The following is a 14,134-nucleotide window of genomic DNA, read 5'->3' as shown; positions in this document are numbered from 1 at the left end:
GAGTTCCGTCGGCTCTGTAATTCCTGAGCTATGAAGTTTTCAGATTTGTCGAGTTGTTTAGGCAGACCCTAGACTTCCCGCAACATTCGGTCTTAGGCTGTAGCCATCGTCGAATGCATCAGTACTGGGGGTGGTACGCATGGCTGGTAGTCGCTCGCCGTGGCGTGCCTTTCGGCCGGTGTTCCTTGCAGGCGCCGCCACCCTCACGTGGCTGACCTTATCGGCATCAACTGCTTCGGCAGACACGCTGCAGGATGCAACTTCCCTGTTGGGGGGCGTCACCAGTTCAGTATCGTCGGTGGCGGAAGAGCTGCCCCTTTCCACGGCCAGTCTTGCTGATCCCGCACCCGCCGCCTCCTCATTACCGGCGCCGGACTCGTCGACGGGGCTGCTGCAGCCCCTCGCGGGAGAGGTTTCCGGAATCGCGGACCAGATTGTTTCGTCGGTACCCGTTATCAGCAACGTCATCCCTGCGGGAACGGTGTCGGTCATAGCCGTTCCCATCGCCGAATCTGTGGACGTGGCGGTGGCGGAAGCCGTGGAAGCGGTAGTTCCACCTGTGACCGAAGTACTTCCGGTCCTGGAGCCGGCCCTGCAGCCCGTTGAAGAGCTGGTATCCGCCAGGCCAGTGCTTCCGGAACTCCCCGTAACGGTACCGGCTGTCGAGGTGCCGTCTGAAGCTGTACCTGGCGCGGTAGACGCCCTTGCTCCAACCAATGTGGCTATGGCGACGGCACCTGCGGTGTCGGCTGAACTAGCTGCCACCGGCAGTTTTGAGGTCACGGGAACCGGCACCTCCGCAGCGGGTCCGGTGGACGTAGCCACCACTCACGCGGCACTTCAAACTGCGGTATTGGTGCTGGATGCTGCCGAGGAGCAGCCGGGTGCGGCAGACCCATCGCCCGCCCCTGCCCAGGCTCCTCCCGCCCCTGGCTCCGGCACAGGAAGCAGCACTACTTCTGCCCCTTCCTCCGGGGCCGCGGCATGGCTAAGCCCCCTCGACCTCAACCTTCCAACGACCGGCGTTGTCCTTGCCGGTGAGTTCTCCGAGCATGCCCCCGCACCGGTGTCTTTCGACCCCGGTTCATCTCCTGACTAGTTGATGCCAGCCTGCCCTTGCGGCAGAAAGCGGCCATCCGGGTTGCCGAGAAGCAGCCTGTACTCAACTTTTCAGGAGACATCACCATGAACTCGAACCTTCGCCGGGGAATGCTCGGCACCCTCTTTGCAGGCGGGCTCCTAGCCCTCAGTTGCACTGCGGCACATGCCGCGGACACCACCAGCGGATCGGACCTTTCCGCATCTGCCCTCATCTCGGCGGCGGCGTCCGTTGACTCGACGTCGTTGGGCCAGCTGGGTGACCCAACGCCGTCCGTTTCAGCGGATGCTGCCGTCGCGGCCGACGTCGCGCTTGGAGGCGCCACCGGCGCGACGACGGACGCCACTGGCCTCGCAGCCGCGGCCGTCGTCGACCTTGCGCTCGGCGGCACCGGCGAGATCGTCGACGCCAACGCCGACCTCACCATCGGCGGCGATACCACCACCGGTAACGGGGAACTTGTCGACGCCAACGTAGATGCCACCATCGGCGGCACCAGCACCGGCACCACCGGCGAACTCGCCAACGCCAACGCCGACCTCACCATCGGCGGAACCAGCACCGGCACCACCGGCGAACTCGCCGACGCCAACGTCGACCTCACCATCGGCGGCACGGGCACCACCGGCGAACTCGCCAACGCCAACGTCGACCTCACCAGCGGCGGAACCAGCGGCACCGGCCAGATCGTCGACGCCAACGTGGATGCCGCCATTGACGGCGACACCACCACCGGTAACGGGGAACTTGTCGACGCCAACATCGACCTCACCATCGGCGGCGATACCACCACCGGTAACGGGGAACTTGTCGACGCCAACGTAGATGCCACCATCGGCGGCGACACCACCGGCGGCAGCGGCGCCGTTATCGATGCCGCCGTTGACCTCTCCATCGGCGGCACGGGCACCGGCACCGGCACCGAAAACCCGGGAACGGCAACACCGGGAACCGACAACCCCGGCACCACGGACCCGGGCAACGGCACCACGGACGGCGTCGGCACCATTGATTCCGGAACCTCGGATCCCGGCGCTGACAACGGAACCGCGGGGACTACGGGTACCACGGGCAACGGAAGTGGCACTGGCACCTTGACCGACGGAAACTCCACAGCACCTGCCGCCGGTTCCACCGCAGTGGGCGGTGCCATTGCTGTGGACACCCGTGCAGGCACCGGCAGCACCCCGGCCCAGGGGGCCACTGCTTTGGCAAACACGGGTGTGGATGCCTCCCTGGCGCCCCTCGCCCTCCTGCTTCTGGTGGCAGGACTCCTGATGCTTCGTAAGCGGAGGATGTCGTAGCGCCGGCCACCTGCTGAGTGTGCCTGCACCACGCGCCTGAAGCGGCGGCAACGGTGCGGGCTGAAGGAAAGGAGGTCCGCACAACACCAACCAAGACCACGCACAACATGTATTCAGCACACATGTCCTTGTGAACGGTGGTCCGGCGGCGAAAGGCCCACCTTTTGCCGCCGGACCACCGATGTGCGGCAGCACGGAGGCACCGGGTGAATCGTCCCTTTACTCCACCGCCCGTATAATTTGAGGTACGACAGTGCCGCAGCGCACCGGGAGGAACGGGTCATGGTGGCGGAATCGCCTAGCTCCATCAAGAATGAAGTGGTCGGCGGACGTTACCGGTTGGGTGAGGTGATTGGCCGCGGCGGTATGTCGTCGGTCTACTGTGCCCGCGACGAAAATCTGGGCCGCGACGTGGCCCTCAAGCTCTTCGCTCCCCAAGCCCCCGACGCCGATGAACTCAAGCGCCAGGAAGCGGAAATCCAGCTTCTGGCAACCCTGAACCACCCCGGCCTGGTGACGTTGTTCGACGCCGGGATCGATACCCGGATCCCTGACGAGCCAAGGCCTTTCCTGACCATGGAACTCGTGGAAGGCCAAGACCTGCGTGCCCGGATCCGGCACAGCACCGTGCCGCTGGAGGAACTGGCAGTCATCGGTGCCGGCATCGCCGACGCCCTGGCGTACGTCCACGGCCTCGGCGTCATCCACCGGGACATCAAACCCGGCAACATCCTGCTGGTCCAGATACGCCCCGGTGAACCGCTGCGGCCCAAGCTCACCGACTTTGGCATCGCCAGGATCGTGGACGCAACCCGGTTGACCGCGACGGGAACAATGGTGGGCACAGCCGCTTATCTCAGTCCCGAGCAGGCGCTGGGCAAACCCCTCGGCCCCTCCACCGACATCTACTCCCTCGGCCTGGTGCTGCTTGAATGCATCAAGGGCACCGTGGAATACCCGGGCAGCGCGGTGGAATCGGCGGTGGCGCGCCTGCACCGCGCACCGGAAATCCCCGAGGACCTGCCCTCTGAATGGGCCGACCTCATCCGCTCCATGACCGCCATCGAGCCGCTCGAGCGGCCTGCCGCCGCTGACATCGAAACGGCCTTGCGCCAGGCGCTGGTTTCACCGGCATCCACGCCAGGTGAACTTGCGCCGGAGACCACCCGGGTGCTGCCCGCAATGCCCTTCCATCCGCCGTCCATTACCGCCGAGGAATCTGTGGATGAGCTGCGGGAGGCGGCAGGGCCTGATGCTTCCCTCGCTGTCGGGCAGGTTCCGGGAACAGCGCACGAAGCCCTGAACCAGGACCGGGCGAAGGACAGCAAGAAACGGACAAAGCGGTTCTGGCTGGCGGCAGTACTGGCCCTGGTGGTGGTGGCGGCCGCGGTGGCTGCAGCGCTGATGACACTGTCCGCCCAGTCGCCGGCCGACGTCGTGCCCTACCCCACGGTGACCGGTGTCCTGGGCGAGCACCTTGAGGAACTCCAGAAGAGCGTGGAACCGTGAGGCTGGTTTCCCCCGCTGGGCGCGCGTCTGTTCTCGCGTGGTCCGGTGCCATCGTGGCGGCCGCACTGCTGACCGGCTGCGGCACAACGGAGGCCGGCCTCGAGCGGGAGGCGGCGCGGCAGCTGCAGGCACGCGTCCTCGAGGTTACCCAGGCGTCGTCGGAAAACGATCCCGCCGCAGCCCTGCTGGCGCTGGAGGGACTTGAGGCTGAACTGGAAGCGGCCCAGTCTGAAGGACAGATTTCCCACGAACGCCGCCGGAGCATCACCACGATTGCCACGGCCGTCCGTGCAGACCTGAACGAAGCCATCGCAGCAGCGGAGAAGGCTGCGGCGGACAAGGCAGCCGAAGAGGCACGGATCGCCGCGGAGCAGGCAGCTGCGGCCACTCCCCCGCCAGCCGTCGAGGCGCCGGCCCCTGCCCCTGCGCCGGCGCCGGAGGCCGGGAAGGACGACGACAAGAAAGACAACGAGGGCAAGGGCAAAGGCAACGACTGACGCCACATGCGGAAGGGAGCGCCCGTCATAACGACGGCGGCGCTCCCTTCCTGAAAATGGCTTTACCGGGCGGTGCCCTGGGTCAGCCGCTGAGCCCAGTCAGCCAATGCGGCGTCGCCCCGGGTGCTGCGTCAGCGGCCAGCCCGCTCAGGATTGGGCCGCCGAGGCCGGGAACCGCTCCCACACCCTGTGGGCGGCCAGCAGCGCGGTCAGCTCAGAGACCAGTGACTCGGCGTCGTCCGCGGACACGATGCCCGGGGTGTCCTGCGGGATGCCCGCTGCGGCCAGGGCTTCGGCGCCGGAATTCCAGGTGCCGATTGCCTTTGCGTGCCGGTACGCTTCCGTGAGCAGCAGCACTGCCCGCGGGTCGGTGCCTCCGCCGGGAGTGCCTGCCTTGGCATCGAGTCCGGGCGCGGCGTCGGGAGCCGGCGCCGCGGACGCCGCGACGATCACGGCGTCGAACTCGGTGGAACGTGCGGTGAGGTAGGTCCGCTGGACGGGGACCCCGCCGTCGTTCTCTGGTCCAAGGAAGCCGCCCGCCGGGGCGATGACCAGCGGGACAATGCCCTCCGCGTCCAGCGCCTTCCGTGCCGCGTTCACGGCTGCCAGGTCGCTGTCAGCGTCCGCAAGGATGCCCACAACCCTGCCGGCAACCGGCCAGGTCCCGCCTATCTGGGACAGCGCGGGGCTGGGGTCCGAGTCCGGTACCTGTTCGGTTGCCTCCGGTGCGGGAAGGCCCAGTCCCTTGGCGACGGCGGCACACAGTTCCGCGTCCACGTTGGCCAGTGCCGCGAGCTGGCGTTCGCGGATGGACTTCTCGTAGCACTTGCCCAGTTCGAACGTGTAGGCCTGGATGACATGGTCCCGCTCCACCGGGCTGAGGCTGCGGAAGAAGAGCCGTGCCTGGCTGAAGTGGTCGTCAAAGGACGCCGGGTTCTTCCGCTCCTTGATGGATGCGGCCAGTTCCTCCGGCACGTCGATGAAGGCCCCCACATCCTGGCCGGCCAGGAACGGGCAGCCGCCGTCAAGCGAGTTGGGCCGGTAAGGGGCCGCTCCACCGTGGACCGCCTGCTGGTGCATGCCGTCGCGCAGCATATCGTTCACCGGAGCCTGCGGCCGGTTGATGGGGATCTGGGCGAAGTTCGGCCCGCCCAGCCGGGAGATCTGGGTGTCCAGGTAGGAGAACAGCCGCACCTGCAGCAGCGGATCGTTCGTGACGTCGATCCCGGGCACCAGATGGCCCGGGTGGAAGGCCACCTGTTCGGTTTCGGCAAAGTAGTTGGTGGGGTTGGCGTTGAGCGTCATGACGCCGATGGGCTGGACCGGGGCCAGTTCCTCGGGGACGAACTTGGTGGGATCCAGCAGGTCGATGCCTTCGAACATCTGGTCCTCGGTGTCCGGGAAGGTCTGGACACCCAGCTCCCACTCAGGGAAGGCGCCTGCTTCGATGGCGTCGGCGAGGTCGCGGCGGTGGAAGTCAGGATCCATGCCGTTGATGATCTGCGCTTCCTCCCACACCAGCGAATGGACGCCCTGTTTGGGCTTCCAGTGGAACTTCACCAGGGTTGTCCGGCCCTCGGCGTTCACGAACCTGAACGTGTGCACGCCGAAGCCCTCCATGGTCCGGTACGAACGCGGGATGCCGCGGTCGGACATGTTCCACATGGTGTGGGCCTGCGCCTCGGTGTGCAGGGAGACGAAGTCCCAGAAGGTGTCGTGGGCGCTTTGGGCCTGCGGGATCTCCCGGTCCGGGTGCGGCTTCGCCGCATGGACGATGTCCGGGAACTTGATGCCGTCCTGGATGAAGAAGACCGGGATGTTGTTGCCGACGAGATCATACGTGCCCTCGTCCGTGTAGAACTTGGTGGAGAAACCGCGGGTGTCGCGGACCGTGTCCGCGGAGCCGCGGGAGCCGAGCACGGTTGAGAAACGGACAAAGACGGGCGTCTCCACGTCCTTGGCCAGGAAGCCTGCCCGGGTGATGTTGGCCGCGGTCCCGTAGGAACGGAACACACCGTGGGCTCCCGCCCCGCGGGCGTGGACCACACGCTCGGGGATGCGTTCATGGTCAAAGTGGGTGATCTTTTCGCGCAGGTGGTGGTCCTGCAGCAGGATGGGGCCCCGGGAACCGGCCTTCAGCGAGTGGTCCGTATCGCCGAGGCGGAGCCCCTGCGCGGTGGTCAGGTACTGTCCGGACTGGGCACGGGCAGTGGCCGGCGCGCCGGTAGGGCTTCCGGTCGGCGACACAGCCTCCGGTGCCTGCTGGTCCGGCTTCGGCGGCAGCGGTTCGCGTGGGGTGGTAGGTTCCTGGAGGCTGGCAGGTTCGCTGGCGGGGACGCCGGGAATCTGGATGTTGCTGTCTTCTGGCACGATTTTTTCTCCTCAGGATCGGCAACCTCAGCAGTCATCGGCGCAAACCGAGATACTAAGCGTACTTAGTACCCTAGCAACGATTCCTGCGGTCACAAGCTTTGCGCCTACCCTGAAAACACGAAAGCGGCGTTCCGGATATCCGGAACGCCGCGTTGCTGCAGGCCTAGCTCAGGGTTGCGATGACCTTGTTGAGTGTTGCCGAAGGACGCATCACGGCAGAAGCCTTGGCGTCGTCCGGGTGGTAGTAGCCGCCGATGTCCACCGGCGAGCCCTGGACCTCAGCCAGCTCGCCGACGATCGCCTCTTCCTTGGAGGCAAGCTCTCCGGCGATGGAGCTGAAGGAGGCGGCCAGGTCGGCGTCGTCCGTCTGCTTGGCCAGTTCCTCGGCCCAGTAGCGGGCCAGGAAGTAGTGGCTGCCGCGGTTGTCCAGCTCGCCGGCACGGCGGCTGGGCGACTTGTTCTCCAGCAGGAACGTTCCCGTGGCGCGGTCCAGTGTGTCGGCCAGGACCTGCGCGCGGGCGTTGTTGGTGGTGGTGGCCAGGTGCTCGAAGCTGACGGCCAGGGCCAGGAACTCACCCAGGCTGTCCCAGCGCAGGTGGTTTTCCTTGAGCAGCTGCTGGACGTGCTTGGGGGCAGACCCGCCGGCGCCGGTTTCGAACAGCCCGCCGCCGTTCATCAGCGGAACAACGGAGAGCATCTTGGCGCTGGTGCCCAGCTCAAGGATGGGGAACAGGTCCGTGAGGTAGTCGCGGAGCACGTTGCCGGACACCGAGATGGTGTCCTCACCCTTGCGAATGCGGTCCAGGGTGAAGGCAATCGCCTTGACCGGGGACATGATCTGGATGTCCAGGCCCTCGGTGTCGTGCTCTTTCAGGTACTCGTTGACCTTGGCGATGAGGTTGGCGTCATGGGCGCGCTCCTCGTCCAGCCAGAACACGGCCGGAGTCTGGGAGGCACGGGCGCGGGTCACGGCCAGCTTGACCCAGTCGCGGATGGGCAGGTCCTTGGTCTGGCAGGCGCGCCAGATGTCGCCCTCGGAAACCTGGTGTTCAACCAGGACCTTCCCGGAGCCGTCCACGATCTGGACGGTGCCGGCTTCCTGGATTTCGAAGGTCTTGTCGTGGCTGCCGTATTCCTCGGCGGCCTGCGCCATGAGGCCGACGTTCGGCACGGTGCCCATGGTGGTGGGATCGTAGGCGCCGTTGGCACGGCAGTCATCGATGACCACCTGGTAGATGCCGGCATAGGAGCTGTCCGGCAGGACGGCCAGGGTGTCGGCTTCCTTGCCGTCCGGGCCCCACATGTGGCCGGAGCTGCGGATCATGGCGGGCATGGAGGCGTCCACGATGACGTCGCTGGGGACGTTCAGGGTGGTGATGCCCTTGTCCGAGTCCACCATGGCCAGGGCGGGACCTTCTTCGAGGCCCTTCTTGATGAGGTTCTGCACGCCTTCGCGAACGTCCTCGGGCAGGTCCTCGAGGCTGCTCAGGATGGCGGCCAGGCCGTTGTTGGGGCTGATGCCGGCGGCGGAGAGCTGCTTGCCGTAGGTCTCAAACAGTTCGGAGAAGTAGGCCTTGACCACGTGGCCGAAGATGATGGGGTCCGAAACCTTCATCATGGTGGCCTTGAGGTGGGCGGAGAACAGCACGCCCTCTTCCTTGGCGCGGGCAACCTGCGCCTTCAGGAATTCGTCCAGGGCGGCGGCGCGCATCACGGTGCCGTCGATGACCTCGCCGGCCAGGACCGGGAAGGCTTTCTTCAGGACCTTGACCGAGCCGTCCTCGCGGACCAGCTGGATGGCGATGGTGCCCTCGGACTCTACAACCACGGACTTCTCGTTGGAACGGAAGTCGTCCTGGCCCATGGTGGCCACGTTGGTCTTCGAGTCAGCGGTCCAGGCACCCATGGAGTGCGGGTTCTGGCGTGCATAGTTCTTGACGGACAGCGGTGCGCGGCGGTCCGAGTTGCCTTCGCGCAGGACCGGGTTCACGGCGGAGCCCTTGATCTTGTCGTAGCGCGAGCGGATGGCGGTCTCCTCGTCCGAGGAGGGGTTGTCCGGGTAGTCCGGGAGGGCGTAGCCCTGTTCCTGCAGCTCGGCAATGGCGGCCTTCAGCTGCGGGATGGAAGCGCTGATGTTGGGCAGCTTGATGATGTTCGCTTCCGGCGTCTTTGCCAGCTCACCGAGTTCAGCAAGGGCGTCACCGATCTGCTGCTCGGGGGTCAGGTAGTCACCGAAGACGGCGATGATGCGGCCGGCGAGCGAAATGTCGCGGGTCTCCACCTCCACACCTGCTGTCGAGGCGAACGCCTCGATGATGGGCAGGAACGAATAGGTAGCCAGCATCGGCGCTTCGTCGGTGTGGGTGTAGATAATCTTGGACATGCGCGGGCGTCTCCCTGTGGGTCGGCTTGGTTGTGAAAATTCGGTCTATTTCACCATGTACAACTTACCCGAGCGCAGGGATTTCACCCCTACCGGGACTGCAGCGTTACCCCCGGCACGGGCAGGATTACAGCGATGGAGAACGGACGACGCCGGCACGCACCTGGGGCGCCCATCCGCCGTCGCGCTTTCCTCACCTGGGCATCCCGGCAGGCCACTGACGGCCATACATGATACGTCACTACTATTTACAAACTTGTCATATGGCGATAAATTCGCAGGGTCACTCCGCCCCTTTCCGGGGCTATCTCCCCGTTACGACAGGACAATAATGACTCGCACCAGGTCTCTGGCTACCGGCTTCCTGAGCCTCTCAGCCGCTGCCGTTCTGGCACTCACCTCCGCCGGCGGAGCCACCGCTGCTCCGGCGGAGGACAAGGCAAGCCCATCCGTCACCAGCACTGTCGTGGATGCCGCGGGCGTGGCCGACTACTGGACGGCCGACCGGATGCAGAGCGCCATCCCCGGTGACGTCCTCGCGGGCAAGGCCCTGGAACGCGGCAACCGCTCCAACGCCGGTCTCGTGGAAAAGGGCAAGAAGTCTGAGGTCAAGGCCACCAAGGGCAAGCCCACCATCGCCCAGAGCGAGGCGCCGGTCAAGCACATCGGCAAGGTCTTCTTCACCCTGGCCGGCTCGAACTACGTCTGCTCCGGCAACGCCGTAACCTCCGCCAATGAAAGCACCGTGTCCACGGCGGGCCACTGCCTCAACGAGGGACCGGGAGCCTTCGCCACCAACTTCGCGTTTGTGCCGGCCTACGAGAACGGCGCCGAGCCCTATGGCAAGTGGACCGCCAAATCCCTCCACGCCCCCACCCAGTGGAGCGCCAACGGGGACATGGCTTACGACACCGGCTTTGCCGTGATGAACACGCTGAACGGCCAGACCCTCACTGATGTTGTCGGCGGTTCCGGCGTGGCGTTCAACGAGGCCCGCGGGCTCACCTACAAGTCCTTCGGCTACCCCGCGGCATCGCCTTTTAACGGCCAGACCCTCAAGAGCTGCACCGGAACGGCCACGAACGATCCCAACAACCCGCAGTTTGGAACCCAGGGCATCCCCTGCGACATGACCGGCGGCTCCTCAGGCGGCCCGTGGTTCATTGGCACCAGCTCTTCGGGCGTCCAGAACTCCGTCAACAGCTATGGCTACAACCGCTCCGCTGTGATGTACGGCCCGTACTGGGGATCCGTCATCCAGCAGACCTACGCCAGTGCAGCAACCTCCTAGAGACACCCCGTCCGGCCAGGAACCCGTCAGCCACGCCGAACTGGACCAGACGCACGAGGAGATCGTCGAGTACTGGACAGCGGAACGGATGGCGGGGGCCAAGCCCCGGGAGCTGCGGCTTCCGGCGGAGGGTCCGCGCCTCAAGCAGAGGGGCGCGGACGCTGGTGGCCAGGGGTCCGGCACCCCTGAGTAGGACAAGGCCTGGAAACGACGACGGCGCCCGTCCCCTTCGCGGGGCGGGCGCCGTCGTCCTTAACTCATCGATTGCTCTGTAACTGACGTTCTCGGATGCGAAAACGGCAGGTACGGAGCAATCGATGATGGGCCCACGCCGGCAGGGTTCCCTGGCCGTGGAGCCGCTCCCGGCGAGGGCCCCGGCCCCGAGCTTGCGAGAGCAGGGAGCCGGTGCGGACGCAGCGAGGCTAGGGTGCCGGTGAGGATTAGTGGAAGAAGTGGCGCGCCCCGGTGAAGTACATGGTGACGCCGGCCGCGTTGGCTGCGGCAATAACTTCCTCGTCCCGGACGGAACCGCCGGGCTGGACCACGGCGCGGACGCCGGCGTCGATCAGGATCTGCAGGCCGTCGGCAAACGGGAAGAAGGCGTCAGACGCAGCAACGGCACCGCGTGCGCGGGCAGGCGCGGCGGCACCGCTGGTGTTCGAGGCACCGCCCGCACCTTCGACGTCGGACTCCACCGTCACGCCGAGGGTGTTGGCCCGCTCCACGGCCAGGCGGCAGGAGTCCAGGCGGTTGACCTGGCCCATGCCGATGCCCACGGCAGCGCCGTCCTGGGCGAGGAGGATGGCGTTGGACTTCGCCGCGCGGCAGGCGGTCCAGGCGAAGGCGAGGTCCGCGAGCGTCTTGTCGTCGGCGGCTTCACCCGCAGCCAGTGTCCAGTTGGCGGGGTTGTCGCCGTCAGCGTCCACCTTGTCGCTGACCTGGACCAGCATGCCGCCCGAGACCTGGCGGAACTCCGTGGGGTAGCGGCCGTAGCCTTCCGGCAGGGCGAGCAGGCGGATGTTCTTCTTCTTGGACAGGATCTCCACGGCCTCCGGTTCGAAGCCCGGCGCGATGACAACCTCGGTGAAGATGTCCTTGACGGTATTGGCCATGGCCGCGGTGACCGGGCGGTTGGCTGCGATCACGCCGCCGAAAGCCGAGACAGGGTCGCAGGCGTGGGCCTTGGCGTGGGCGTCGGCGATCGGGTCCGCGGCATCGGCGGAACCCACGGCAACGCCGCAGGGGTTGGCGTGCTTGATAATGGCCACGGCGGGCTCGCTGAAGTCGTAGGCGGCGCGCAGGGCGGCGTCCGCATCAACGAAGTTGTTGTAGCTCATGGCCTTGCCGTGCAGCTGGTCAGCCTGGGCAATGCCCACCGGGGCAGCCTTGTCCGCGTACAGGGCAGCCTGCTGGTGCGGGTTCTCGCCGTACCGCAGCACCTCGGACCGCTCCAGGGACAGGCCGGCGTAGGCGGGCCAGTCGATGACGCCGTCGCCGTCTTCGTCGAGGAACTGGCTCGCGGTCCAGGTGGCCACGGCGTTGTCGTAGGAGGCCGTGTGGGCGAACGCCTTGGCGGCCAGCTGGCGTCGTGTCTTCAAATCAAAGCCGCCCTCAGCGGCCGCGGTGACCACCTGGCCGTAGAAGGACGGGTCCACCACAATGGCGACGGCGGCGTGATTCTTCGCGGCGGAACGCACCATGGCGGGGCCTCCGATGTCGATCTGTTCGACGACGTCGTCCTGGGCGGCGCCGGACTTGACGGTCTCCACGAACGGGTAGAGGTTCACCACCACGAGGTCGAAGGGTTCGATCTCCATCTGGGTGAGCGTGTCCATGTGGGCTGGCACGCGGCGGTCCGCCAGGATGCCGCCGTGCACGCGCGGGTGCAGGGTCTTGACCCGGCCGTCCAGCATCTCCGGTGAACCCGTGACTTCCTCGACTTCCTGGACCGGAATGCCTGCGGCGGCAATCTTCTTGGCCGTGGAGCCGGTGGACACGAGCTTCACCCCCGCTGCATGCAGGCCCTGCGCGAGCTCCTCCAGACCGGTCTTGTCGTAAACCGAGATCAGTGCCCGGCGGATGGGAACACGGTCGATGGATACGCGCTCATGCTGCGTGAAGCTCACAAATGTCTCCGTCTTATCTCGCGGAACAGTGCCGCGGTTGGTGGGGATACGGCCCAGTTTATCCCGAAGCGGAGGTTGCCCCGCGAGTCGGCCGGAGTGTGAACCCCAGTACGCCCGGCTAAAGTTTTCCCAGGAGGCTGCGATGAATACTTACACCACTGTGCCGAGCGGCGAACAGGTGGTCCAGGAACTGCCCTGGCGATGGAAAGTCCAGGGCAAGATCTTTCTGATCGGCGGCCTCGGCTTCATGTTCGATGCCTGGGACGTGACGCTCAACGGCATCCTCATTCCTTTGCTCTCAACCCACTGGGCCCTTTCCCCTGGCGAGGTGGCCTGGGTGGGGACCTCGAACCTGATCGGCATGGCCGTGGGCGCGTTTGTGTGGGGCACCATCGCCGACACCATCGGACGCAAGAAGGCCTTCACGGCCACGCTGCTGATCTTCTCGCTCTTCACCGTCCTGGGCGCCTTCTCCCCCGACTTCATCTGGTTCTGCGTGTTCCGCTTCATGGCCGGGTTCGGCCTGGGCGGCTGCATCCCGGTGGACTACGCACTGGTGGGTGAGTTCACCCCCCGCAAGCAGCGCGGCAAGGTCCTCACGGCGATGGACGGCTGGTGGCCGGTGGGGGCAGCCCTGGCGGGCTTTGTGTCGGCCGGGCTCGTGGCCCTGTACGGCGACTGGCGGCTCACCATGCTGGTGATGGTCCTGCCCGCCCTGCTGGTGTTCTGGGTCCGGCGCAGCGTCCCGGAGTCCCCGCTGTTCCTGATCCGCAAGGGCCGGCGTGAGGAGGCGGCCAAGGTCATCGACGGGCTGGTGGCCGCGACCGGTGCGGAACCCCGCGCCTACAGCCTGCCCGACGCCAAGGAAGTGCCACGGCTCTCGGCCGGCAGCGCCTGGCACCAGCTGAGGCTGGTCTGGCAGTTCAACTGGAAGATTACTGCCACGGCCTGGGCACTGTTCTTCAGCATCCTGCTGGTCTACTACCTGTCACTGACCTGGATGCCCAGGATCCTGATCGGCGCCGGGTTCGCAGAGTACAAGGCGTTCGTCACCACGGCGTCCATGGCCGCCGTCGGGCTTCTGGGTGTTGTTGTGGCCGCCCTCTTGGTGGAACGGGTTGGGCGCAAATGGATCCTGGCCATCACCGGCCCGTTGTCCGCGCTGACCCTGGTGATCGTGGCTTTTGTGGTGGACATCCCCACGGCGGCGGTGTTCTGGCTGCTGGTGTTCGGGTTCGTGGTGCAGGTGGCCATCCCGGTGCTGTACGCCTACGTGTCCGAGCTCTACCCCACCGAACTGCGCGGCACCGGCTTCGGCTGGGCATCCACCTTCTCCCGCCTGGGCGCCGGCTTCGGGCCGCTGATTTTCGCCAACTACTTCTGGCCCGAGCTGGGGCTGGCCACATCCTTCGCCCTCGCCGGCGGGCTGGTCCTGATCGCGGTGCTGTGGATGGCGTTCTTCTCCCCGGAGACCAAGCAGCGCCGCCTCGAGTAACCCCCTTCCCCACCCCAACTAGGTAGCAGCAGATGTCGCTTTGAGCCCGCATTCCGG

Annotated in this window: 10 protein-coding genes; 7 read left to right on the top strand and 3 right to left on the bottom strand. The window is 66.2% G+C overall.

Translation table 11 applies throughout. The features are described from left to right. Positions 1–139: 139 nt before the first annotated feature. The 4 genes from NFU08_RS08765 (at position 140) to NFU08_RS08750 (ending at position 4,409) form a co-directional block, all read left to right on the top strand. Entirely contained in the window at positions 140–1,099 is a 960-nt protein-coding gene (locus NFU08_RS08765; protein ID WP_251422326.1) for a hypothetical protein, read from the top strand. 86 nt (positions 1,100–1,185) lie between these two features. Then, a complete protein-coding gene (locus tag NFU08_RS08760) occupies positions 1,186–2,403 on the top strand; it encodes a hypothetical protein (RefSeq protein ID WP_251422322.1) in 1,218 nt (405 codons plus the stop codon). A gap of 282 nt (positions 2,404–2,685) precedes the next feature. Continuing rightward, a complete protein-coding gene (locus tag NFU08_RS08755; RefSeq protein WP_174175412.1) occupies positions 2,686–3,912 on the top strand; it encodes a serine/threonine-protein kinase in 1,227 nt (408 codons plus the stop codon). Further along, positions 3,909–4,409 (top strand): hypothetical protein, encoded by a 501-nt coding sequence (locus NFU08_RS08750; protein WP_251422319.1) that lies wholly within the window; start codon positions 3,909–3,911, stop codon positions 4,407–4,409. Before NFU08_RS08755 ends, NFU08_RS08750 begins: the two co-directional genes overlap by 4 nt. 147 nt (positions 4,410–4,556) lie before the next feature. Here NFU08_RS08750 and NFU08_RS08745 read toward each other — a convergent pair whose 3' ends face one another. After that, positions 4,557–6,779, bottom strand: a complete 2,223-nt coding sequence (locus NFU08_RS08745; protein WP_285835581.1) for a catalase — start codon at positions 6,777–6,779, stop codon at positions 4,557–4,559. A 166-nt stretch (positions 6,780–6,945) separates the two neighbouring features. Next, complete coding sequence (locus NFU08_RS08740; protein WP_251422316.1) at positions 6,946–9,165, bottom strand: NADP-dependent isocitrate dehydrogenase; 2,220 nt, start codon at positions 9,163–9,165, stop codon at positions 6,946–6,948. A 331-nt stretch (positions 9,166–9,496) separates the two neighbouring features. On the opposite strand from NFU08_RS08740, the gene NFU08_RS08735 reads away from it, so the two are divergent. Together NFU08_RS08735 and NFU08_RS08730 are read left to right on the top strand one after the other, a co-directional pair. Then, entirely contained in the window at positions 9,497–10,456 is a 960-nt protein-coding gene (locus NFU08_RS08735; protein WP_174175406.1) for a serine protease, read from the top strand. After that, positions 10,440–10,649, top strand: a complete 210-nt coding sequence (locus NFU08_RS08730; RefSeq protein WP_251422313.1) for a hypothetical protein — start codon at positions 10,440–10,442, stop codon at positions 10,647–10,649. Before NFU08_RS08735 ends, NFU08_RS08730 begins: the two co-directional genes overlap by 17 nt. Positions 10,650–10,896: 247 nt before the next feature. Here the strand turns inward: NFU08_RS08730 and purH are convergent, their stop codons facing one another. Next, positions 10,897–12,582, bottom strand: coding sequence for a bifunctional phosphoribosylaminoimidazolecarboxamide formyltransferase/IMP cyclohydrolase (purH, locus tag NFU08_RS08725; RefSeq protein WP_251422310.1), 1,686 nt, complete (start codon positions 12,580–12,582; stop codon positions 10,897–10,899). A 142-nt stretch (positions 12,583–12,724) separates the two neighbouring features. Here purH and NFU08_RS08720 point away from each other — a divergent pair, with 142 nt between their 5' ends. After that, entirely contained in the window at positions 12,725–14,077 is a 1,353-nt protein-coding gene (locus tag NFU08_RS08720) for an MFS transporter (protein WP_104185440.1), read from the top strand. The last annotated feature ends 57 nt before the right edge of the window (positions 14,078–14,134 follow it).

It is taken from the genome of Pseudarthrobacter sp. NCCP-2145 (assembly GCF_023708005.1).
In the GTDB taxonomy this organism is placed as follows: Bacteria; Actinomycetota; Actinomycetes; order Actinomycetales; family Micrococcaceae; genus Arthrobacter; species Arthrobacter oxydans.
Note: the sequence above shows the minus strand (reverse complement) of the source record. Positions and strands in the feature narration are given on the sequence as shown.

What these genes read in the sequence shown, in the direction of transcription:
- NFU08_RS08765 (WP_251422326.1), top strand. Translation starts at nt 140, where the DNA reads ATGGCTGGTAGTCGCTCGCCGTGGCGTGCCTTTCGGCCGGTGTTCCTT.
- NFU08_RS08760 (WP_251422322.1), top strand. Translation starts at nt 1,186, where the DNA reads ATGAACTCGAACCTTCGCCGGGGAATGCTCGGCACCCTCTTTGCAGGC.
- NFU08_RS08755 (WP_174175412.1), top strand. Translation starts at nt 2,686, where the DNA reads ATGGTGGCGGAATCGCCTAGCTCCATCAAGAATGAAGTGGTCGGCGGA.
- NFU08_RS08740 (WP_251422316.1), bottom strand. Translation starts at nt 9,165, where the DNA reads ATGTCCAAGATTATCTACACCCACACCGACGAAGCGCCGATGCTGGCT.
- NFU08_RS08735 (WP_174175406.1), top strand. Translation starts at nt 9,497, where the DNA reads ATGACTCGCACCAGGTCTCTGGCTACCGGCTTCCTGAGCCTCTCAGCC.
- NFU08_RS08720 (WP_104185440.1), top strand. Translation starts at nt 12,725, where the DNA reads ATGAATACTTACACCACTGTGCCGAGCGGCGAACAGGTGGTCCAGGAA.